Origin of the sequence: Porcipelethomonas ammoniilytica (genome assembly GCF_025567485.1) — a bacterium.
Taxonomy (GTDB): Bacteria; Bacillota; Clostridia; order Oscillospirales; family Ruminococcaceae; genus Porcipelethomonas; species Porcipelethomonas ammoniilytica.
In genome coordinates this window covers 43,764-68,053 of record NZ_JAOQKH010000008.1, presented here as the reverse complement: position 1 = coordinate 68,053, position 24,290 = coordinate 43,764, and the positions used below count along the sequence as shown (strand labels likewise).

The following is a 24,290-nucleotide window of genomic DNA, read 5'->3' as shown; positions in this document are numbered from 1 at the left end:
TTATAAAATGTCAATAGTTTTTTATAAAAAAACTGCACAATTTTATTCAAAATGTTCAAGCAAAATTACTATTGACTTTACCCTGCGTTTGTTGTATAATTAATTTGTTAGGGTTAAAAAATCTTAAAACAAAAAGATTGGAGAATTTTATTCATGTCAAATTTAAACGAGTTTGAACCGGATTTATTTACTTTGGAAGACGAAGAAGGAAATGAACAGACCTTTGAACTGGTTGACGTATACAAAGAAGATGACATTACTTATTATGCGCTTATTCCTCAGCAATCTGATCCGGATAACCTTGAAGAAGACGATTATTTCGTGATTCTCAAAAAAGACGACAATGACGGTGATGAGTATTTAAGCTCTGTTGACGATGAAAACGAACTTGACAGGCTCGCAGAAATTTTTATGGAAAGAATTTTTGTAGAAGAAGACTGCGATTGTGACGATGAGAATTGTGACTGCTGTCACTAAAATTTACTATTGATTTTCAGTGAAAAGTATGTTATAATAGTATTAAGAAAGCTATTATATTCTGCCTTGTACGTGTCAATGTAGTTTTTATAATCCAACACTCTTTTAAAGGGAATCTGACTCTGAACAGAGGATTGCAGACCTCCCGCTATGCGGACGAAGGGAGCGTGAGACTTTCAGGAGGATACCCACCTGGCTTTTTAGCTTGGTTTTATGTGCTATATGACGGCAAGGCGGTTTATATTAACTAACGATTAATCCCGTATTCTTAATTGAATACGGGATTTCTTTTAATATAGCTTATTTACTATTGATAATCATTCTTTTTAATTTAACTGCATCAAAAATATTAACTTTGCCGTTCTTATCAACATCTGCTGCCGACTTATCAGATATTTCTGCATCCTTTTTTACAAGATACTTCTGAAGCAGAACAATATCCGCAACTGTAATTTTACCGTCTTTATTTAAGTCGCCAGCTCCGGCGCTTACAATCGGCGTAGTACCGTCCGGTTCTGTACCTCCGATCAGTACGCCATTGGAATATACGCATATATTCGGTGCTTTCTGCATTTCTCCGCTGTATCCGTTGTACTCGGAGTTATCTATTTTAAGCATTCCTTGTGCGCTCCAATCATCCGATGTATCCCACGGTGAACTCCATGAAGCCAGCTGAAACTGATATTTTTTATTTGAATTGGCAATAGCATAACCGTCCCACTTAATTTCAACATAATAAATATTATCTTTATAAAGTTCAGGTCCGGTTAAAACTCCGTCAGCGCCGGATTCAATTGCAGCCTGATCATATACCTCTCTCGCATCAAGCGACGATATATCCATTCCCGATGCATCAAAATAATATCTTACTGAAATGTCCTTCAACGCTTTTACAGAATCGGTACACACATATAATGTCAAATCAGTACATCCAATACCGCTGCCTTGGATCTGATCTGAACACACGCCTTCAATCCAATAATTATTTCCTCCAGATTCACCCGTACTTTTATCCGGCGGCGGAAAATCAGGAGTCACCTGCATTGATTCATCTCCGTAAAATTCATAAAGTCCGGCGCATGCTCCTACAAATGCCGCATTGTAATCAATCGTAACTTCATTATAAATCCAATCATTTGTTGTATCACTATGATTATCATCACCATCAGGACCGCCTACCAGTGCACCGTAAAGCACATGCTTTTGTTCCCTTGTATCCTCTGCCATAGTAAGACCGGAAGCTGCTCTGTGATGAGGATATTTTACAGCATTCTCATTATAGCCTACTACATAAGCCGTTCCGGCGTCATTATCACCCAAAAGGTATTCCATCTGACTTCTTGCCCAATCACTGTATTCAGACGGTTTTCCGTCATTATTGTATTTATCATAAACCAGCGCCGCAAGCTGAGCCGCTGTATTATAGCGTGCTGAACCCCATTTATCAAGGAAAAAATATCCCTGAGGAGATAATTTCCCAAGACTTCCGCTCATACAGTTCTGTATCTGTTTTTCAATCTGACTCCAGAAATCTTTTATTTCATACTCATTTTTCCCGCTTATTGTTCTGAAACGGTCAAGTATTGTATTATCCTTATCATTGCATTCGGAAATAAGGCACATAGCACCCGTCCAGACGTCATTCCAACAGTGAACATAAGTAGGCGGTGCATAATAATCATTGTTCAGAACGCCAAGCGCCTCGTCAAGATAATCAGTATCGCCTGTCGCCATATAAAGCCACATTCCTGCCCAGCAATAATCATCGACCCATTTTGAAGAATTATAAAAGCTTCTGGGTCCATCTTCATTATCACTTAACTGCTTTTCATTCGTCTGAGCAAATTTAAATAAAGCTTTTGCATAATCAAGACATTTGTCTGCATAAGCAGCGTCAGTAGCTTTAAAATTAAGATAAGCAGACGCCAGAGACGCAGCAGTTGCAACTACATAATCGGTCTGCGGCTTTTCAGCCGTAAGAAAAAATCCTTTTCTTTTCATTTCATCAATTTCAGGCGCATTCCAATACGAATGATCAATCTCACCCTCGCCTACCTGGTAACAAAACGCAACTACATCTCCGCTTGCATTCCGGAAAGTACATTTCATAAAATAATCATTAAAATATTTGAGAATTGTTTCTATATGGTCATTTTGTCCGGTTTTTACATATGAATCTCTGAACTCATAATATCCCCATCCCAAAGTGGAAGCCGCATAAGCTTCAGGCATACCGAATTTCACATGATCTCCGGCGTCATGAAATCCTCCTGAAACATCAACATAGCCATCTCCGTCAGGATCAAGTATACCTTTATATTTATTTATAAATTCACTTGACAGATTCGTATATTCCGTATTAAGCGGAAGCTGTGAATCATAAGTATGGCAGTCACCTCTCCATGTAAATCTGGTGTTTTCTTCAACTTCTTCGCCGCACATATTAGAATCATAAAAATAAATGGAATACTGCAAGGCTTTAGCAAAATTACTGTAATCCTCCGCAGCTGATACGCTGATTTCATTGGTTAAAAAAGGAGACGTCATGTAAAGTACAGCAGAAGCGGCACCCACAACAGCACATGACAATTTTTTCAATAGCTTCATTTTTATTTCCTCCGTTCAAACAATTTATGCATCATTCTATCCTCAATATACTTATTAGATTTTCATTTTTTAAGAATTTCATTTTGTCAATCCACATAAATTAATCCATAATTATAATACCTTATTTTTATAAAAAAGTCAATATTTTGTTTATATTTTTCCTATGAATTTTTGTACATATCTAATAAAATTCAAATATTTATGTTATAAAAAAAGTTCGGATAAATCCGAACTTTTATGTATTATTTTCTACCTTCTAATACTCGGGAACAAAGATTACTTCATTTCTTTCAGCATCTTTGGTTCTTTTGGCTGATGGCATCCATAAAATGATGTAGCGCCTGCTGCCTTTACAGCAGTATTCATGCCGATTTTTGCGATTACTTCCATCGCTTTTTTTGAAATTGATTTCATCAGAAAAATTCTCCTTTATAATTATTTACCGAATTTTATTCGGCAAAAAAATAATACCATATTTTGCCATAAAAATCAATCTTTTTTCATAAAAGGAACAATAAATTCATTAACAGGTTAATTTAATTAATTATTAATATTCTAATAACAATTTATTTAAATATTCAAAATGAATTGGAAACAATTGCTAATGATAACAGAAAATTAACATTTTATACACAAAAAATTATATAATATTTTTTCAATTACGATTATAATATAAAAAAATAAAAAGGAATATAGCTTTATGAATATTGCAATTGGTGTTAAAAATTTTAATATTTCACTTATTATTCAGGAAGAAATCTTAAAAATATCTCAAAAATTTACAGTTCCTGTTAATATATCAATATTTACAAACGGTATTGAATTGTTAATTGAAAAAAATAAATTTGATATAATTTTCATTGATACTGATTTAAATGATATAAACAGCATCCAGATTTCAAATTGTATTCGTCTGACAGATAATATGAAAAAATTAATTTTTATCTCTGATGAAGATGAACTGATTTTTAATCTTTTAAAATATCAGCCATACCGATTTATCAGAAAACGATATTTTAAAAGCGAATTGAACGAAGCGATTATATCAATATTTAAATCCCTTCAGGATGTAAATAAACCTTTTATCTGCCGAAACGGTAATATTAAAATACCTGTAAATCTCAATGAAATATATTTTTTTGAAATATTCGGACACCATATAGAAGTAAATACCATAAATTCCAAATTACATATAACCGGTACTTTAAATACACTCCAAAATCAACTGGAATCATTTGGATTCATAAGGGTGCATAAAAGCTATTTAGTAAATTTAAAACATATTATAAACTTCGGTTCAAAAAAAATAACTATGTCCAATCTGGCTGTACTTCCGGTCAGTAAATATAGAAGTACCGAATTAAAAATTAAATTAAAAAATTATACAATTCAGAACGGAGCTTAATTTTATGATAGATAATATATGGACGGCTGTTGAATTTTTAGCCTCAATAATTGAATGCTGCCTTATAACACACTATATTTCCAATTTTCTTGAATTTAAATCAAATGAAAACAAATCAAAGAAAAAAATTCTATTTTTTTTGCTGACTGCGTTCAATAATATTATATTGAGCCAATTTTTACAAATAGACGCTGTAATTGGTATAATCCAACTGATAATTGCTCTGGTATTTTCTTTCTTTTTTATGAAGGACTCTTACTTTAAAAAAATTTTTGCCTCATTCACAAGTATATTCTTGATTTTGGTAATAAATTCCGGAGTATTATTTACCTTCAGTAAAATTTTAAACGAAGATATTCAAGTGCTAGTTTCGTCTATAGGAATTTTCAGGTTATTAATTTTATTTATAACTAAATTTTTATACTATATTTTAACATTAATTCTAATAAAAATATTCCGTAAAGATGAATATAAGCTGGCAAAAGAAGATATTATATACATATTAGTTATATTTTTTATTACCTTGATTGTCGGAAATCTTATGTTTGAGTACGCACTGAAAAACAATAATAATTTCAGCATGCTTTTCAATATAATATTTGTATTCCTCGTCACTACAAACATTCTTTCTTATTTCTTATTGCGCCATATTAAATCAAACACAAATAATGAAAAAGATAATACCGTGAAAATTAATACTACAGTTAATACAAGTGAAATAACTCAAACAACTTTAAATTTAATACATAATAAATTATATAACGACGCTGAAGATTATCTTCAACAAATCAATAACCAAGAACCTGCCGCAGAAATTATACCAGACAGTTCTTTCATAAATGCTATAGCCAATTCAAAGCTTCAGGAATGTAATAGAAAAAAAATAAAACTAAATATAAACTGTACCGGATTAATAGATATTTTTTCAGAAGAAGATATGGGTATAATTTTATCGGTTGTTCTGGATAAAACTATTGAACACTGTTCGTCTGATAAAATTTCATCAAAAATAGATTTAAAAATAGTTAATGAAAACTATCACCTGAGTATTATTATTTCATTTACACATAATGATAATTTTATTTCCAGCACATATATAAACAGCTTATCAGAAGATGCTATTATTAGCAGCATAGTAAAAAAGTACCAAGGACTTATTACATTTGACGATAAAGAAAATTTATTTATTGTTAATATATGGCTTAAATCAAATAAATCAGCTGTTAATTAAAAATTCACTTTTAACAGCTGAACAAAAATACAGAGAACCGCATACAATTAAGGCGACAGAATTCTCAACGGAATAATTACATGCTTTTTTTAACGCTTCTCTGTATTCACAGTACTCAGCCGGACAATTATTCTTCTTAAAAAGGTCACAAAGCTTTTCAGCTGGTATATTATTCTCTATAAAGCCTTCTGCACAAAATACATACTCAAAAATTTCTGACAATTTTTTAGCAGCATACTCATATGCCTTACCTTTAACCATTCCTATTAATCCGACAAATCTTTCTTCTCCACTATTTCGCAGTATTTCACAAAGAGAATTTATTCCTGCAATATTATGTCCGCCGTCTATAATTATTAGTGGGTCATACCGTACTATTTCAGCACGCAGTTCTACTGATACTGACGATAATGCACTATATATATGATCATATGATATTTTAAATTTTATATTATTTAATATTGATAAAATTTCGATGGCAGTAACTGCATTGACGATCTGATGTTTTCCGCACATTTTTAATTTATACGATTTATTTTTATATCTAAATTCCGTTTCTTTCAGATTAAGCTTGTCAATATAAATTTGACTGCTGTCCGGAACAATCAGAGTACTTCCCTTTTCAAATGCTTTGCTTAATGCAATTTTTTTAACTGATTCTTCATTATCGTATGACAATACTGCATAGCTGTTTTCTTTAATGATACCAACCTTTTGTACGGCAATTTCTTCAATAGTATCTCCAAGTATTTGAGTATGATCAAGTGAAACAGATGTTATTACCGATACAAGCGGAGAAGAAATTATATTGGTAGCGTCAAGTTCACCGCCTATTCCGGCTTCAAGAAATACAATATCACACGCTTCTTCTTTATAATAAAGAAGAGCTATTGCAAAAGTAATTTCAAACTGTGAAAAAAATAAATTATCCGCATATTTTTTTACATACATACAATAATATGCAACTTTTTCTTTTGGAATATTCTGACCGTTTATACGTATTCTGTCACAGTATTCCTTAATATAAGGAGAAGTAAACTGTCCGGTTTTATAACCGGCATTTATTAAAGCGTTTGAACAATACTCCAACACAGAGCCTTTTCCGTTAGTACCGGCAATATGAACAAATTTCAAATTATCCTGAGGATTACCGATTAAGTTTAACAACTTTTTTATTCTGGATAAATCTGTTACTTTTCTGCCGCTTTGACTAAAACTATTTATATAAATCATTGCTTCTTCAAAATTCATATTAAATCTCCTAAAAAATAATATTTTCACTTGCAAACATATAAAATTTATGCTATAATTAAATAGATGTTTCCGTAGCTCAGCTGGATAGAGCGACCGCCTCCTAAGCGGTAGGTCGGGTGTTCGAATCACCTCGGGAACACCAAATTTATGTAATCCTACGCATTTACGTAGGATTTTGTATTACATATACGTTTTTTACACGATTTTATTTAAAATTAATATGATAACTGCATTATAACGTTCTGCATTTTTTGCGGAGCATTATTTTTTATAAAAATTCCCCTTCAGTAAGGGGAAAGTTTTATTGTACAGCGTTAGTATTCTTTTGTCAACACGGTATCAATCATGTCTTCTCATCTTTGTTTAATTCTACTTCCTATATTCATAATACACCCTTCTTAAGTTAATGATAGCATATAATTATACCTATGTCAATAAAACAATCTCAAACGATTCAGATACGTTACATTTAATGACTGCATCATTTTTAAAAAAACAGACTGTATCATCAACAGCCAAAACTGTTCCATAAAAATGAAAAAAAGTATTGCTTCTCAGTTCAACACATGATATAATATAGTAAAATAATAACTGGAATAAAACAGGAGCTGTTGGAATTTGAAAAAAATTATATCAGTATTGTCAGCAATACTTATTTGTATATATATATCGTCATATGATTATTGTCAAGCAATTTCTTTTACACCTTCATTTGAGGTATATAGTCAGTCGGCATATATGATTAATCTTGACACAAAAGCTGTAGTTTATGAAAAAAATGCGGACGCAGAACAAATGCCGGCTTCACTGGTAGATATAATGACGGCAATCATTGTTCTGGAAAATTGTACGGATACAGATTCGGTTACGATAACGGCAAATAAGATGTTATATGAAGAATTTGATGAATATGAATATCAGGACGATTTAAGGTATGCTGAGATATGGGACGGCGATACGCTGACGGTGACTGATTATCTTTATGCGCTTATGCTGACGTCTTCCTGTGAAGCTGCAAATATTCTGGCTTATCATTTTGGAAATCAGAATATTTCTGCTTTTGTAGATAAAATGAATAAAAAAGCACAGGAAATCGGAGCCGTTAATACTGTTTTTACTAATCCACACGGACTTTATGATCCAAAGCAGGTTACAACAGCTAAAGACATGGCGCTGATAACTCAGTATGCTTTAACAGTACCGGGATTTGAGGATATCGCAACTACAGAGGAATATGAGGTTCACCCTTCAAGCTATGTGACTGCTCACGAAGGTGATTGGAGTTGGAGCCATTCAAATATAATTATGAGTGCTGCAAGCGATTATTATTTATATGGAGTAAAGGGAATTAAAACCGGAAATCTTCAGCTTGGCGGACGAAATATAATTACAATGGGAAGCTCAGACGGTATAAAATATTTGCTAGTTTTACTGAACGCTCCTTTTTATAATGAAGAAGGAAATTCAAGATATTATCATCTCGAGGACGCCTACAATCTACTGGAATGGGTATTTGATAATTTTAGCTATCAGGTATTGCTTTCTGACGATGAGGAAATTGCAGAAATCAAGGTGGAAAATTCAGATGGAAGCGGATATGTTTTGGTAAAACCAAAAGAAGAATTGTCCACTTTGTGGTATAGTGATATAGATACAACGTCAATACAAAAAAATATCAAACTGGCTGAAAATGTAAAAGCGCCTGTTAAAAAGGGAGAAAAGTTAGGAGAAATTGAATTAAAGCTTTCTGACGAACAAATTGCCGTTATAGATTTGGTGGCGTCTACGGATGTTGAAAGATCTTTTCTGAAATTTAATTTGTCAATGACAAAAAACTTTTTCAGTTCAGTATGGTTTTTAATTGCGATAATTGCAACTATCTTTCTCTCGCTGATATATCTGGGATTATGTATCTGGGCATATACCGATGCAAAAAAACGTGCTAAGGGAAGCTTTTCAAATAAAAAAATAGTTAAAAAGTTATATGGAAATAAACGTAAGTAAAATATTTTAGAAAGTTAAAAAATCACTGTGAAACACAGTGATTTTTTATTATTTTTTAGTGTGTAAGAAGAATTCTTTCATCGCAGTATTCACATTCGATAGTATCTCCTGTACCAAGATATGATTTTGGCAGATAGTGTTCAGTATTGGTTATGCATTTGGGATTTGTACATAAGCATTGCGGACGTTCAATACCCTTAATCAGTTTAATAGGTTTCTGATTTTCCAGCATGGTCATTATAAGCGCCATTCTTACATACATTCCGTATTTTGCCTGTTTAAAGTAAACCGCACGCTTATCATCGTCAACTTCATCTGCAATTTCATCTACTCTTGGCATAGGGTGCATAATAATCATATCAGAACGGCTTTTTTTCAATTTTTTTCTGTCAAGTATATATGTATCTTTTTCCGCCAGATATTCTTCTTCACTTGCAAAACGTTCCTGCTGTATTCTGGTCATATAAAGCATATCCAAATCATTTATAACTTCATCAAGAGATGTGACTTCTGTAAATTTGCTTCCGCTTGCAATAATTATATCTTTTATATATGACGGGAGTCTAAGCTGAGGAGTGGAAATCAGAACAAAAGTATTTCCTGAGTAAGCGGATAGAGCCTTGCAAAGAGAGTGAACTGTCCTACCGTTTACGAGATCTCCGCAAAGACCTACATTGAGATTATCCAGTCTGCCTTTTTCTTCCTTAAGAGTAAGCAGATCTGTAAGCGTTTGAGTAGGATGGAGGTGACCGCCGTCACCGGCATTTACCACTGAACAATCAGCAGTCAGCGCTGCTGCTTTTGCGGCGCCTGGAAGAGGATGTCTTATAATAAGTATGTCGGCGTAGTTACTGACAATTTTAGTGGTATCCTTCAAGCTTTCACCTTTGGAGACAGAAGAAGTTGCCGGATTGTCAAATCCTATTATGCTGCCTCCCAGTCTTATCATTGCCGACTGGAAAGACATCTGAGTACGTGTGGAAGGTTCATAAAAAAGAGTAGCCATTATTTTTCCGTCACATGCGTGAGTATATCTCTGGGGGTGATTTTTTATATCGTGACCCAGTTCGATTATTTTATTCCACCATGAAACCGGATAGTCGTTTAAGTCTATTAAATGAGGATATTGCGATATCATTTTAACCTCCTGAATTTTTACGTTTATAGTAATGAAGAACCGTTTACAATCATTTTAAATTGGATTCCCAAATATGAGCATGCACGTTTGCATAATAGCATACGGTTTAAAAAAATTTCAAAATACTCTATAACGGGAGATATTTCAGTATCAATTATCAAGTCAAGAATAATTGCAGTTTTACTTTCATTAAAATATAAGGCGGATTTTTCAACGGCATAGTTTACTCTGTCGTGAATATCAAATGTAAGAAAGTCGTTGTTTCTTACGCGGCTTCTGCGCACGTCTGTTTTATCGGCAATTATAAGTGCGGCGGAAATTGCGTCAATAGGCTGTGCGGTAGATTCGTCGTGATTACCGATTGCCGATATTATTGAGCATATTTCAGAGGCTGGCATACTTAAATTATCCAGAAGTCTGAATGCCATAACTGCTCCGCTTTGCGCATGGTCAATACGGTTTATGACATTACCGATGTCATGCATTATACCTGCAATTCTGGCAAGCTCAATTTGTCGTTCATCATATCCCAGTTCAGATAGAATCATACTTGCATGTTGCGCTACTATTTCCACATGAGCAAAGGAATGTTCAGTGTAACCCTGAGCTTTTAAAGCTTGATCCGCCCTTCTTATATATTCCATAATATCGGGATTTTGCTTAATATATTTATATGTTACAATACTTGCCATTAATTTTTCGCCTTTCGGATTATTTTACAAATTCTGAATTTTCAAAGTACACATTGTACCATACAAGAAAAGTATATATAGTCCATATTTTTCTGCTGTTGTCCGCCTTGCCGTTTTTGTGATCGTCAAGAAGCTTTACGATCATATCTGTGTTAAAGAATTTATTTGCCGCATTTCCTGTAAAGCTTGATTTTACAATATTATAATACTTATCCTCTTTAAGCCATACACGAATCGGAACAGGAAATCCGAGCTTTTTCTTTGCAGCCGTTTTAGCAGTCTGAGGAGGGGTATCCTTTTTGGCGGCAAGGCGCATAGCATACTTTGTAATGTATTTAGTATCTGCGTCTGTTTGTTCTTTATGTGTTACTCTGTAACGGCGCGGAATTTTTTCAGCAACTGCCATAACTTCCTTGTCAAGGAAAGGTACCCGAAGCTCCAGAGAATTTGCCATACTCATTTTATCGGCTTTAAGCAGAATATCGCCTGTCATCCACATGTGCAGATCAAGGTACTGCATTTTAGTAACATCGTCTTTATTTTTGACTTTATCATAAAATGGCTTTGTAATTTCAGTCGGATCAGGAGCGTTTGTTTTAATTTTCAGGAGTTTTTTTCTTTCTTCAGGAGTAAACATATACGCGTTTCCGATAAATCTTTCTTCAAGGTCTTTGCCTTTTCTGATAAAGAAATTTACTCCTCTGTGAGCCGGAAGCTTTCCGGCCGCTGCGCCTATACCTCTTTTAATTCCTCTTGGAAGTTTGTCATAAAAAGTACCGTCAGGTTCGCTGTATACGTTATATCCGCCGAAAATTTCATCTGCGCCTTCGCCTGATAAAACAACCTTTAATTTTTGCGACGCAAGATTGCATACAAAGTATAGCGCTACAGCCGCAGGATCGGCAAGCGGTTCGTCCATGTGATACTGAATTTTTGAAAGAGAACTCCAGTATTCCTCCGGAGTTATAACTTTACTTGTGTTGGCTTTTCCGATAGCTTTTGAAAAATCCTTTGCCCAACCGATTTCATTGTACTTTTCATCGTTTCCGAATCCTACGGTAAAGGTCTTATCAACGTCTGCAATAGCGGCTACATAACTTGAATCTACGCCGCTTGAAAGAAAGCTTCCGACTTCAACGTCGGCGATTTTATGCGCTTCAACCGAGTTATGAAAAATATCCGAGATTTTATTTACCCAGCTGTCGAGATCAGGCTTTTCATCGGCTTCAAATTTTATTTCCCAGTAACGTTCAATTTTTAAGTTTCCGTCTTTATAGGTAAAACAGTGAGCAGCTGGAAGCTTAAATACGTTTTTGAAAAATGTTTCATTGCATGGAGAATACTGAAATGTAAGGTAATTTTCTAAAGCATCCTCATTCATTTCTTTTTTAAAATGAGGATGAGGAAGAAAACTTTTTATTTCAGACCCGAATAAAAAGCTTTTACCGGAGAGAGAATAATACAGCGGTTTTATTCCGAAAAAGTCACGTGCGCCAAAAAGCTCTTTTGTATTTTTATCCCATATAACAAATGCAAACATACCCCTTAACATATTAAGCAGATTTTTACCGTATTCTTCATAACCGTGAAGAAGAACTTCAGAGTCGGTTTTTGTTTTGAATTTATGGCCGGCAGCAATCAGTTTTTCACGTATACTTTGAAAATTATATATTTCACCGTTAAATAAAAGAACTTTTGAACCGTCTTCATTTAATATAGGCTGATCGCCCTGAGCAAGGTCAATAATACTGAGACGTCTGAATCCAAGTGCGATACCGTCATCAATGTAAGTACCGCCTGAATCGGGTCCTCTGTGAATTATTTTATTCATCATGTTTTCAAGCACGATATTAGAGTTATTTATATAGTTAGTAAAACCAACAAATCCACACATATTTGTATCCTCCAGTTAAAAATTATTTACAAATGCTTACCTTATATTATACTATATGTTGGAGAACTTTGCAATAATTATACAGATTTAATTCTTAAAAAACTATTGCAAAAATTTTGCTGTTGAGGTATAATAATTTTATGGGAATTTATAGAGAAAAAAGAAAAAATATGTTGTAAACTGTATTATAGGAGCATGAGAAAATGTCGGGAAAACGGCGCAGAACTTATACGTATGTGAAAAGCAGCAGCGGTCCGCTGATAAGATTCAGATTCAAAGTGGTTTTTATTATATTTATTATTGTGACTGCCGTTTGCTTTTTTATTTATATGACAGGAGCCAATTTAGGTAATGATGAAACGGAAAACAATATGTTCTTATCGTCTGATGTATCAAAAACAGAAAGTATTGCTGATGATTCTCCTGATAAAGTAAAAGAAATAATAAATCCTGTTCCGTTATCTGAACCACTTACGGAAACTTATTTTGGAAAATGTGCATTTGTCGGGGATTCTATAACTGTCGGATTATCTGATTATCAGTTAGTACCCATAAAAAATGTTTATGCAGAAATTGGCATGAACATTGAAAAAATAAATACTGATACAATTCAGACCCAATTTGGTCAAACAACAGTGCTTGAAGGACTTAAACAGGCGAAGCCTGAAAATATTTATATAATGCTTGGCAGTAACGGAATTGCGTGGCTGTCTGTAAGCGATATGATTTCTTATTATTCCGAATTTGTTGACAGTGTTAAACAGAACCTTCCGGATTCAAATATTTATATACTTTCAATTCCCCCTGTCACAGCTGCAAGAGAATCGGCTGAAGAAGAACCAATATTAAATTCAGATATAGACAAATATAATTCTGAATTACTTAAAATGGCTGATGAAAAGAAAATATATTATGTTGATATTAATACTGCTCTTAAAGGTAATGACGGTAAATTTCCTGAAGAAAATGCCGCTGAAGACGGTATGCATTTTAAAAAGACAACGTACAGTATTATGCTTGACTATATTTTATCTCATACAGCTAATAATAAAAATATATAAAGGGGAAATTAAAAATGTACAGAACAAAAAGAAGAATTGCCGGCGCTTTTGCAGTTACGTTTATGGTTTTTGCATTAGCTGGCTGCGAAAAGGATTCAAATGAAAATGTCAAGACTTCAAAACCGGTAAGTGAAATTACTGCAGAGGTTATTGACTGCGGTATTGAATTTCCGGAAATGGTTGAAGTAAGCGAGGACAATTTTCAGTTCAGATACAATCTGGAGGACGGGGATTATTCTGAATATTCAGTCTGGTGGGCAGGCTCCGGTGGAGATGCTGATGAAATATGTCTGATAAAAGCTGAAGATACTCAAAAGGTTAAAAAAGCAGTAGCGGAAAGGATTGAAAGCCAAAAAGGCGTTTTTAAAGACTATGTGAAAGAGCAATATGATAAGCTCTGTGATGCTGAAATAAATACAAAGGGTAATTATGTATACTGGATATGCACAAATGATAACAAAAAGGCGGAAAATATAATTCTGTCGTATTTTGAATAAATACATATAAATGCCAAATACCTGTAACAGGGGGTAAGAATATAAAGAACTAACTGATTTTTTGATAAGTCAGTTAGCTCTTTTTGTTTTGTTCGGATTCAGCCCCTGCCACTATTAAAAATTGACATATGAAAAATCTTTCAACCTACTTGACAAAATACGAACTGCACGCTATAATATATAGCGTGCTACACATTTTAAAGGAGGAACGATTGTGCCACAAAAGGACATTGGATATTTGATTAAAAACATTAACGACAAGTTAAAGGTCAAAGCGGACGCTGACTTAAAGCATAGTAATTTAACCTTAGCGCAAAGCCGTGTACTGACTTTTTTAGCCAGTCAAGACGGTCAGGCCACACAAAAAGAAATTGAAATATTTTTAGAGGTTTCCCACCCGACGATTGTCGGTATTATTTCACGTATGGAACAGAACGGACATCTGATCTGCTGGGTTGATAAAAAGGATAAGAGAAACAAAATCGTTGCACTGACTGAACAAGCAAAAGCTTTGAGCGATGAAATGGAACAAAGAATTTCCGCCACTGAAAGAAGACTGCTTACTTCACTTTCAGAAGAGGAAATAGAAAAATTAAAACAAATGCTTTTGACCATCTATAACAATTTAGAATGATAAGCCGATGAATTTCGGCTTTTATTTAAACAGAATATGTAGCACGCTACATAAAAAGGAGGAAACTATGATTAGAACATTGGCTCGGAGCCTGCGTGAATACAAAAGAGGCTCTGCTCTCACAATTTTTTTATCTATACTTGAAGCGGCTTTTGAAATTCTCATACCGCTTTGTATGGCGGAAGTGATTGACAAAGGCGTTGATCTCGGCAATATGAGTAACGTATGGAAATATGGTATTGCTCTTTTGATATTTGCTGCTTTTCAACTTATTACGGGCGTACTATCGGCGCACATTGCTGCCAAAACCTCTGTTGGATTTTCTGCCAATCTACGACAAGATATGTACGATAATGTGCAAACCTTTGCCTTTTCCAACATCGATAAGTTCTCGACGGCTTCCATCGTAACCCGTCTGACAACGGATGTTACAAACATTCAAAATGCATATCAGATGCTCATTCGCATGGCAATCAGAGGACCTGTTATGCTTGTTTTTTCTATGATTGTATCATTTCGTATTAACAGTACGATAGCTTGGATTTTTCTTACTGTCATTCCTATTATGGCATTGCTGCTTCTTTTGATTATCAAAAAAGTCAATCCGATTTTTAACCGTGTTTTTCATACTTATGATGAACTTAATAATATAGTTCAAGAAAATGTGCGGGGCATTCGCGTTGTTAAATCCTTTAACCATGAGGATTATGAAATCGACAAATTCAAAGGTATATCCAAAAGCATTTATAACGATTTTGCAAAGGGAGAAAGACTACTAGCCTTTAACTCCCCAATTATGCAGTTTTTTATGTATGCTTGTATGATACTTATTTCGTGGATAGGTGCAAAGGCGGTCATTGCAAGCGGTAACAATGCCGATTTGGGAATGACAACAGGCGATTTGACAGCTTTGTTTTCTTATGCGACACAGATCCTGATGAGCCTTATGATGCTTTCAATGATTTTCGCTATGCTGACAATCTCCCTTGCATCTGCCCGTCGTATCGCAGAAATATTAGCAGAAAAAACAGATATTGCAAATCCCGTTAATCCTAAAATGACTGTGCAAGACGGTTCTATGCGTTTTGAAAATGTAGATTTTGTTTATGCTTCAAAAGCAGATAAAAAAGTGCTTGACAACATCAATCTTTCAATTGCGTCGGGCGAAACGGTCGGCATTATCGGCGGTACGGGTTCCTCCAAATCGAGCCTTGTGCAGTTAATCCCCCGCCTCTACGATGTTACAAAAGGCAAAATTACCATAGGCGGTGTTGATGTCAGAGATTATGACCTTGACACCTTACGAAATGCTGTTGCTATGGTGCTTCAGAAAAATGAGCTTTTTTCGGGTACCATCAAAGAAAATTTGCGTTGGGGCAATGAAAATGCAACTGATAAAGAAATAGAACACGCCTGCCGTCTTGCCTGCGCTGATGAATTTATAATGACTTTCCCCGACAAATATGGCACACATATTGAGCAAGGCGGAACGAATGTATCAGGCGGTCAAAAACAGCGTCTTTGCATTGCACGTGCGCTCTTAAAAAAGCCAAAGGTTTTGATTTTGGATGACTCCACCAGTGCAGTAGATACTAAAACCGACGCTTTCATCCAAAAATCTTTCGCAGAGTATATTCCTGATACCACGAAAATCATTATTGCCCAGCGTGTAAGCTCTGTACAGCACGCAGACCAAATCATCGTTTTGGATGATGGTAAGGTAGCTGCTATCGGAAAGCATGATGAACTTTTAAAAGATTGCGATATTTATCGTGAGGTATATGCATCACAGAAGAAAGGAAACGGTGAAAATGAATAAAAAAGAAAAAACACCTATGATTGACATACCTGAAGGTGTGCCGCAAAAAGCTGGGTTCGACTTAAAAACACTTGGCAGATTGCTTTCTTATATGAAAGATTACAAAGGACAACTGATTTTTGTTGTGGTTTGTATCTTATTAAGTGCTGTTGCCTCTGCCGCTTCTTCGTTGTTCCTGCAATCACTGATTGATGATTATATTGTACCTCTGCTTGGAACATCACAACCGATGTTTCATGAGCTGCTAAAGGCTCTTGTAGTGATTGGGTTCATATATTTGATCGGCGTAATTTCCACTTTGTTTTATAATCAGGTCATGGTCACAATAGCGCAGGGAACGCTAAAAAAAATCCGTGACGAAATGTTTGAAAAAATGCAAAGGCTTCCGATCCGCACCTTTGACACACGCACTCACGGTGATATTATGAGCCTTTACACCAACGATACCGACACACTTCGTCAGATGATCGCCCAGTCTATGGCACAGCTTATCTCGTCAGTGTTTACCATTGTTGCAGTATTTATTTGTATGCTTTATATCAGCGTATGGCTGACACTTGTTGCAGTATTCATTATGTTTTTAATTTTGCAGATTGTAAAAATGATAACGAATAAAATTAGTATCTATTTTATAATGCAACAAAAAACTCTTGCAGATGTAAACGGCTATGTGGAAGAAATGGTAAATGGACAAAGGGTTATTAAAGTCTTTTGCCACGAAGAAAAAGCGAAAAAAGAATTGCGGGAGAAAAATAAAGATTGGGCAATGAGCGCATCTAAGGCAAACGGTTACGCCAACTCTATCATGCCAATGATGAACGCACTTGGTTATATGCAGTATGTAATTATTGCTATTCTCGGTAGTTTTATGGGAATTTACGGCATAACCAATTTGGGACTGACGGGAACGGGAACGCTTACCCTCGGTATGATTGCTTCTTTCCTTACGCTGTCCCGCAGCTTTACAAATCCAGTGTCACAGATTTCAAATCAGTTTAATTTTATTGTCACCGCCCTTGCAGGCGCTTCCCGCATCTTCGCATTTATGGATGAAGAGCCTGAAACTGATGACGGCTATGTAACGCTTGTCAATGCAAAAGAAGAAAACGGAGTGATTACAGAGACTGAACAACGTACAGGGCTTTGGGCATGGAAACACCCGCACAGCGACGGAACCGTTACTTATACAAAGCTTGAGGGCAGGGTTATTCTCGACAACGTTGATTTTGGCTATGTTCCTGAGAAACAGGTTCTATATGATATTTCACTTTATGCAGAGCCAGGGCAAAAGATTGCTTTTGTCGGTGCAACAGGCGCAGGAAAAACAACGATTACCAATCTGATTAACCGATTTTATGATATTGCTGACGGCAAAATCCGCTATGACGGTATCAACATCAATAAGATCAAAAAGACTGACCTGCGCCGTTCGCTAGGAATCGTGCTTCAGGAAGTCAACCTCTTTACAGGGTCGGTTATGGAGAATTTGCGTTACGGCAATCCCGATGCCACCGATGAGGACTGTATTGCCGCCGCAAAGCTTGCTAACGCCGACGGATTTATCCGAATGCTCCCGCAAGGCTACAACACCATCTTAAAGGGTGACGGCAGTGGATTTTCACAGGGACAGCGGCAGTTGATTTCCATTGCCCGTGCCGCCGTATCTGACCCGCCTGTTATGATTTTGGATGAAGCGACCTCCTCTATTGACACCCGAACCGAGGCTTTGGTGCAGGACGGAATGGATAAACTGATGAGAGGCAGAACTGTGTTTGTGATTGCACACAGGCTTTCCACAGTGCAAAATTCAGATGTAATCATGGTACTTGACCACGGGCATATCATCGAACGGGGTAGCCACGAAAAACTTATTGCCGAAAAAGGCACTTACTATCAGCTTTACACAGGTGCCTTTGAGTTGGAGTAAAGGTGATATCTGAATATCAAAAATTTCAGCACCGTTTGTTTTCTAAGGCTTGATTTTCTAAGCAAAATCGCTTATAATTAAATTGAAAACATAACTATTATCCGCAGTTGCAAAGCAAATGTAATTACGTTTTATAAAGCAGTTACAGAATATGAAAAATTGTTATTTGAGATGGAGGATATTGTGTCAATTAATATTGCAGAAACATTTGAATTATTGTTTGATAAAAATAATAATGTTGCATACAAGGCATTACAGATATTGCAAAAGGAAAGTGAAGAAACAGATTGTGTTTATTCTTATATGGATAGATTAAGCGATATGCTTGACAGTGATAATTCTTATATTCGCACAAGAGGACTTACACTACTTGCCTATAATGCAAAATGGGATAAAGATTACAAAATTGATGAAATCATTGATAAATATTTAAAACATATAACAGATGTTAAACCAATTACTGCTAGACAGTGTATTAAGTTGCTACCGATTGTTGCAAAGCATAAGCCAGAATTGAAAAATGATATTCTTTCCGCACTTAATAAAGCAAGTATATCTATTTATGACGATAGTATGCAACCATTGGTTTATAGGGATATTCAAAAATCATTAAAGGAAATATACAAATTATAAAAACACCAAATCAGGATTTTAGGAGGTACTTAACCATGAGGAATATGATTGCATATTGCGGACTGGACTGTGAAAAATGTGACGCATATCTTGCAACAATCAATAACGACCAAGCATTGCGTGCGAAAACCGCAAAGTTATGGGCTGAGTTAAATAATGCTCCCATTCTGCCCGAACATATTAACTGTGAAGGATGTCGTGTTGATGGGATGAAAACTGTATACTGTGATAATCTTTGCAATATTCGCCAGTGTGCATTGAAAAAAGGCGTAACAACATGCGGTAACTGCCCAGACTTAGCAAAATGTCAGATTGTAGAAGTGATTACATCAAACAATCCCGACGCTCTGAAAAATCTGGAAGGATAAACTATATAGTTTAACAATTTCCAGAGGGAAATTTTATTGAAATATCATACAAAAGCATATGGATACAATGGTTTAAACATAATAAAAAAGGGAACGAATCAAACTCCGTTCCCTTTAATTTTAACTACTGCTGTTCTTTCATACCGCAGCATTTTTTATATTTCTTGCCTGAGCCACACGGACACGGATCATTATCAGCTGGTTTCTTTTTAGTCATTCTGATACTTCCCGCATTAGGTGCGTCCGGTTTAGCAATCTGTTCACGCTGAATAGGAGCATTCTTCTGAATTCTTACTGTAAGCAGCATTCTGATCGTATCCTCACGGATTGATTCAACCATAGCGTCAAACATTTCAAAGCCTTCATACCTGTATTCAACAACCGGATTTTTCTGACCGAATGCACGAAGTCCGATACCCTTTTTCAATTCAGCCATATCGTCAATGTGATTCATCCACTTTGTATCAACAACCTTAAGAAGGATGACCCTTTCAAGCTCACGAATAAGCTGTCCGCCGAATTCTTCTTCCTTACGGGCGTAAATTGTTTTCATACGATCCTCAAGAAGTTCCACAATAGAATTTTTAGTAACATCATCAATCTGATTTTCATCATAATCCAGATCTTCATCATTAAGAACCCAACCCATAAAATGATCTTTCAGACCGATAATATTCCAGTTTTCTTTTTCCACATCGTCGACAAGATAATTATTAACAGAATCAACTGCAAGATCATGCATCATATTGAGAATATAATCATGCAGATCCTCGCCGTCAAGAACCTGTGAACGCTGATTATAGATAATCTCACGCTGCTTATTCAAAACGTCGTCATAGTTCAGAACATTCTTTCTGATACTAAAGTTTCTTCCTTCAACCTTCTTCTGTGATGATTCAATAATTCTTGTAAGCATCTTGCTTTCAATAGGCATATTTTCTTCCACATTAAGCGTATTCATCATGTTTTCAAGTCTGTCGCCGGCGAAAATACGCATAAGATCGTCCTCTACAGACAGGAAGAAACGGCTTTCGCCCTCATCGCCCTGACGTCCGGAACGTCCTCTGAGCTGATTATCAATACGTCTTGATTCATGGCGCTCAGTACCCAGAATATAAAGACCGCCTGCGGCTTTAACATCCTTAGCCTTTTCTTTTACCTCAGCATTGAATTTATCATAAAGTTCCTTGTAAACTACCCTGGCAGCTAAGATCTCCTCATCGTCAGTATCTGCAAAGCCTACAGCTTCATTGATAATATCTTCTTCGTATTCTCTCTTACGCATTTCAGCTTTAGCAAGAAATTCTGCATTACCGCCAAGCATAATATCAGTACCACGTCCTGCCATGTTTGTAGCAATCGTTACAGCACCCAGCTTACCTGCCTGAGCAACGATCTCAGCTTCCTTGGCATGATATTTAGCGTTCAGTACTTCGTGCTTTATGCCCTTTCTCTTCAGCATTGCCGAAAGAATTTCAGATTTTTCAATTGAAATCGTACCAACCAGTACGGGTTGTCCTTTTTTATGACATTCAACTATCTGATCAATAATTGCACTGAATTTTCCTGCTTCTGTTCTATAAACCTGATCTGAATGATCCACACGAATAACAGGTTTATTTGTAGGAATTGCAATAACGTCCAGCTTATAGATCTCCCTGAATTCGTCTTCTTCGGTCATAGCAGTACCTGTCATACCCGACAGCTTTTTATAAAGACGGAAATAATTCTGGAAAGTAATAGTTGCAAGTGTTTTTGATTCGTTAGCAATTTTAACGCCTTCTTTAGCCTCAATAGCCTGATGCAGACCGTCGTTGAAACGGCGTCCAAGCATAAGGCGTCCGGTAAATTCGTCAACGATTATTACTTCTCCGTCTTTTACAACATAATCTATATCTACATGCATAACTCCGTGAGCCTTCAGCGCCTGATTAATATGATGCAGCAGCGTCATATTATCTGGATCCATAAGGTTATCAACATTAAAATACTTTTCAGCTTTTTTAACGCCCGAACGTGTAATTGTAGCAGTTTTAGCCTTTTCATCTATAATATAATCAACATTTTCATTAATTTCGTCCTGATCCTGTTTATCATCAATTTCAACTACAGTTGTGGACACAAGATTCTTGACAAATTTATCAACAATATCGTAAAGCTCTGTAGACTTGTCCCCTTTACCGGAAATAATAAGCGGAGTTCTTGCTTCGTCAATAAGAATAGAGTCAACCTCGTCGACAATTGCAAAGTTAGGCTTTCTCTGTACTCTGTCCTTGGCATATATCACCATATTATCACGCAGATAATCAAAACCCAGCTCATTATTTGTAGCATATGTAACATCACAGTTGTATGCAGCACGGCGTTCTTCATTTGTCAGTCCATGAAGAATACAGCCGACAGTAAGTCCTAAAAATCTTAAAACCTTACCCATTTCATCGGACTGCGTTTTTGCAAGATAATCGTTAACAGTTACAACATGAACGCCTTTTCCAGAAAGAGCGTTAAGATAAGAAGCAACGCATGCAACAAGAGTTTTACCTTCACCGGTTTTCATTTCCGCAATACGTCCCTGATGAAGAACTATAGCACCGATAAGCTGTACTGGAAACGGTTTTTTACCCAAAACTCTATCTGCCGCTTCACGAACGGTAGCAAGCGCTTCCGGAAGGATCATATCAAGGTTCTCACCTGTTTCGAGCCTGTCCTTAAAATTCTGTGTCTGCGCTTTAAGTTCAGTATCAGACATTGCGGCATACTGATCTTCCAGTTTTAAAACACTTTCCTTAATAGGTTCTATTCTTGCAAGTTCCTTAGTACTGTAGGAGCCAAAAATTTTTCCAAAAATTCCCATTAACATTATCCGCCTTTACTAAAATTATATTTTACGCTGCCGCCAGAAACATGACCGGCACTGTTTTACAGTCATTATGTAACAAATCAACTGCAATTTAATACTCATATAATATTTTATAACAATTTCATATCTTTGTCAATAGGAATTTTGTTAAAAACAATTAAATATCATTTTAAATCATAGCAGCTGAAAACACTGTCAAGATGTTTTTCATCAGGTTTGACGGTAAATAAGCTTACCAGCGGAACTACAACAATTGAAAGAATCATTGTAATTGCGCCTGCATTTATAGGAGACGCAAGATTCAGTGGGAACGACGCAGCAGTCTTTGCAAGCTCAGGGAACCAGCCGAAGCCGAATAAAATCATATGTCCCACTGTCAGACCGATTCCCAGTACAAAGCTGGTCCAGACAGATGCTTTTGTAATTTTTTTGCTGAAAAGTCCGAACATAAAAGGCCCTAAAAATGCTCCTGCCAAAGCACCCCATGAATAAGACATAAGCGTTGAAATAGACGCATTTTTATTAAATGCAATTATAACAGAAATAATTAAAAATACCGCAATCAGCACACGCATTATAATTATTTCTTTTTTATCATCATGTTTTTTCATTTTAGGCTTAATAAAGTCTATAGTAAGCGTAGAGCTTGATGTAAGAACCAGCGAAGATAGTGTGGACATGGAAGCTGACAGCACCAGTACCACCACAAGACCGATAAGCAGATCTGGCAGAGCCGCTTTGAGTACCGCCGGGATCATTGCGTCAAATTCGGGTTTTCCGTTGGAGTTAACGCCGATTAAAGATTTTGAAGTATCTGAACTGTCAAGAGTACAGAATAGTCTGTCAAAACCGCCCAGAAGATAAGAACCACCCGCAACAACAAGAGCAAAAAGCGTTGAAATAATAGTTCCCTTTTTTATTGAACCTTCATCTTTAATTGCATAAAATTTATGTATCATCTGAGGAAGTCCCCATGTGCCCAGAGACGTCAATATAATAACTCCCAACAGGTTTATAGGATCAGGTCCGAATAGCTTGTCGAAGCCGCCGCCGTCGGCTTCGATCTCACCCAGCTTAGCGATTGATTCTGTAAAACCGCCCTGATTGTTTACCGTACAGACTACAACAGCTATAATCCCTGCAAGCATAACTATTCCCTGAACAAAATCGTTTATTGCCGTCGCAGCATATCCCCCAAGAATTACATATATTGCAGTAATTATCGCCATAGCAATAATAAAAATTTTATATGATCCCTCTGAATCAAGATTAAACGCCATGTTAAACAGTCTCGACAACCCATTGTAAACCGACGCTGTATAAGGAATCAGAAAAATAAATACAATAAGTGCGGAAGCAATTTTCAACCCCTTAGAATCAAAACGTTTTTCAAAAAATTCCGGCATTGTTTTAGCATTTAAATGATTAGACATAATTCTTGTTCTTTTGCCCAGAACCATCCACGCAAGAGCGCTTCCTATCAGCGCATTACCTACGCCTATCCATGCCGCAGATACGCCGTAGCTCCAGCCGAACTGTCCGGCATAGCCTATAAAAACTACAGCTGAAAAGTAAGAAGTACCGTAAGCAAACGCTGTAAGCCATGAACCTACATTTCTTCCTCCCAGAACAAAATCATTTACGGATTTTGTTTTTTTGGTTGTGTAAAGTCCTATGCCCATCATTACAGCTATGTAAATTACAAGCATACTAATTGTTAAAGCAGTCGTCATATTTTTATCTCCTTTATAAGTTTGTGGCTTTAAACCAGTAAAGCATTAATTATTTT

19 protein-coding genes, 1 tRNA gene and 1 other RNA gene are annotated in these 24,290 nt (G+C 35.9%); 13 read left to right on the top strand and 8 right to left on the bottom strand.

The features are described from left to right. Positions 1-153 precede the first annotated feature (153 nt). Positions 154-477 carry a DUF1292 domain-containing protein gene (locus OCV67_RS08015; RefSeq protein WP_147643462.1) on the top strand — a complete coding sequence of 108 codons (324 nt, stop codon included), beginning with the start codon at positions 154-156 and terminating at the stop codon, positions 475-477. A 55-nt stretch (positions 478-532) separates the two neighbouring features. Further along, a non-coding RNA gene (gene ssrS, locus OCV67_RS08010) (6S RNA) lies at positions 533-721 on the top strand. A gap of 56 nt (positions 722-777) precedes the next feature. Here the strand turns inward: ssrS and OCV67_RS08005 are convergent. Together OCV67_RS08005 and OCV67_RS08000 are read right to left on the bottom strand one after the other, a co-directional pair. Continuing rightward, complete coding sequence (locus tag OCV67_RS08005) at positions 778-3,084, bottom strand: glycoside hydrolase family 9 protein (protein WP_147643461.1); 2,307 nt, start codon at positions 3,082-3,084, stop codon at positions 778-780. Between the two features lie 276 nt (positions 3,085-3,360). Continuing rightward, positions 3,361-3,498, bottom strand: a complete 138-nt coding sequence (locus tag OCV67_RS08000; RefSeq protein ID WP_147643460.1) for a cyclic lactone autoinducer peptide — start codon at positions 3,496-3,498, stop codon at positions 3,361-3,363. A 286-nt stretch (positions 3,499-3,784) separates the two neighbouring features. Here OCV67_RS08000 and OCV67_RS07995 point away from each other — a divergent pair, with 286 nt between their 5' ends. After that, positions 3,785-4,489 carry a LytR/AlgR family response regulator transcription factor gene (locus OCV67_RS07995; protein WP_147643459.1) on the top strand — a complete coding sequence of 235 codons (705 nt, stop codon included), beginning with the start codon at positions 3,785-3,787 and terminating at the stop codon, positions 4,487-4,489. A gap of 4 nt (positions 4,490-4,493) precedes the next feature. Further along, a complete protein-coding gene (locus tag OCV67_RS07990) occupies positions 4,494-5,720 on the top strand; it encodes an ATP-binding protein (protein ID WP_147643458.1) in 1,227 nt (408 codons plus the stop codon). Here OCV67_RS07990 and OCV67_RS07985 read toward each other — a convergent pair. Continuing rightward, positions 5,706-6,971, bottom strand: a complete 1,266-nt coding sequence (locus OCV67_RS07985) for a bifunctional folylpolyglutamate synthase/dihydrofolate synthase (protein ID WP_147643457.1) — start codon at positions 6,969-6,971, stop codon at positions 5,706-5,708. The genes OCV67_RS07990 and OCV67_RS07985 overlap by 15 nt on opposite strands. A 68-nt stretch (positions 6,972-7,039) precedes the next feature. Here OCV67_RS07985 and OCV67_RS07980 point away from each other — a divergent pair. Next, positions 7,040-7,116 (top strand) — tRNA-Arg (locus OCV67_RS07980). Positions 7,117-7,592: 476 nt separating this feature from the next. After that, entirely contained in the window at positions 7,593-8,978 is a 1,386-nt protein-coding gene (locus tag OCV67_RS07975) for a D-alanyl-D-alanine carboxypeptidase family protein (protein WP_147643456.1), read from the top strand. Positions 8,979-9,033: 55 nt separating this feature from the next. Here the strand turns inward: OCV67_RS07975 and pyrB are convergent, their stop codons facing one another. Genes pyrB through asnB form a run of 3 tightly spaced genes read right to left on the bottom strand, consistent with a single transcriptional unit; the run spans position 9,034 to position 12,702 of the window. Continuing rightward, the gene (gene pyrB, locus OCV67_RS07970; protein WP_178085050.1) at positions 9,034-10,116 is read right to left on the bottom strand and encodes an aspartate carbamoyltransferase; all 1,083 of its coding nucleotides are present in this window, start codon (positions 10,114-10,116) and stop codon (positions 9,034-9,036) included. Between the two features lie 23 nt (positions 10,117-10,139). Beyond that, positions 10,140-10,808, bottom strand: coding sequence for an HD domain-containing protein (locus OCV67_RS07965; RefSeq protein ID WP_147643455.1), 669 nt, complete (start codon positions 10,806-10,808; stop codon positions 10,140-10,142). A 19-nt stretch (positions 10,809-10,827) separates the two neighbouring features. Then, the gene (gene asnB, locus OCV67_RS07960; protein WP_147643454.1) at positions 10,828-12,702 is read right to left on the bottom strand and encodes an asparagine synthase (glutamine-hydrolyzing); all 1,875 of its coding nucleotides are present in this window, start codon (positions 12,700-12,702) and stop codon (positions 10,828-10,830) included. Between the two features lie 203 nt (positions 12,703-12,905). Between asnB and OCV67_RS07955 the strand changes: the two genes are divergently transcribed. From OCV67_RS07955 to OCV67_RS07925, 7 genes are all read left to right on the top strand, one after another. After that, positions 12,906-13,763: a GDSL-type esterase/lipase family protein gene (locus tag OCV67_RS07955; protein WP_147643453.1), complete on the top strand. Its 858-nt coding sequence runs from the start codon at positions 12,906-12,908 to the stop codon at positions 13,761-13,763. 14 nt (positions 13,764-13,777) lie between these two features. Continuing rightward, positions 13,778-14,260, top strand: coding sequence for a DUF4358 domain-containing protein (locus OCV67_RS07950; RefSeq protein ID WP_147643452.1), 483 nt, complete (start codon positions 13,778-13,780; stop codon positions 14,258-14,260). 214 nt (positions 14,261-14,474) lie between these two features. Further along, positions 14,475-14,894: a MarR family winged helix-turn-helix transcriptional regulator gene (locus tag OCV67_RS07945; RefSeq protein ID WP_147643451.1), complete on the top strand. Its 420-nt coding sequence runs from the start codon at positions 14,475-14,477 to the stop codon at positions 14,892-14,894. A gap of 67 nt (positions 14,895-14,961) precedes the next feature. Continuing rightward, positions 14,962-16,713, top strand: a complete 1,752-nt coding sequence (locus tag OCV67_RS07940; protein ID WP_147643450.1) for an ABC transporter ATP-binding protein — start codon at positions 14,962-14,964, stop codon at positions 16,711-16,713. Further along, entirely contained in the window at positions 16,706-18,640 is a 1,935-nt protein-coding gene (locus tag OCV67_RS07935) for an ABC transporter ATP-binding protein (RefSeq protein WP_147643503.1), read from the top strand. The genes OCV67_RS07940 and OCV67_RS07935 overlap by 8 nt, the downstream gene beginning before the upstream one ends. Positions 18,641-18,823: 183 nt before the next feature. Beyond that, positions 18,824-19,273: a SufBD protein gene (locus OCV67_RS07930; protein WP_147643449.1), complete on the top strand. Its 450-nt coding sequence runs from the start codon at positions 18,824-18,826 to the stop codon at positions 19,271-19,273. Positions 19,274-19,308: 35 nt separating this feature from the next. Further along, positions 19,309-19,641, top strand: coding sequence for a DUF3795 domain-containing protein (locus tag OCV67_RS07925; protein WP_147643448.1), 333 nt, complete (start codon positions 19,309-19,311; stop codon positions 19,639-19,641). A 124-nt stretch (positions 19,642-19,765) separates the two neighbouring features. Here OCV67_RS07925 and secA read toward each other — a convergent pair whose 3' ends face one another. Together secA and OCV67_RS07915 are read right to left on the bottom strand one after the other, a co-directional pair. After that, the gene (gene secA / locus OCV67_RS07920) at positions 19,766-22,495 is read right to left on the bottom strand and encodes a preprotein translocase subunit SecA (protein WP_147643447.1); all 2,730 of its coding nucleotides are present in this window, start codon (positions 22,493-22,495) and stop codon (positions 19,766-19,768) included. A 170-nt stretch (positions 22,496-22,665) separates the two neighbouring features. Next, a complete protein-coding gene (locus OCV67_RS07915) occupies positions 22,666-24,234 on the bottom strand; it encodes a sodium:solute symporter family protein (RefSeq protein ID WP_147643446.1) in 1,569 nt (522 codons plus the stop codon). Positions 24,235-24,290: the final 56 nt, after the last annotated feature.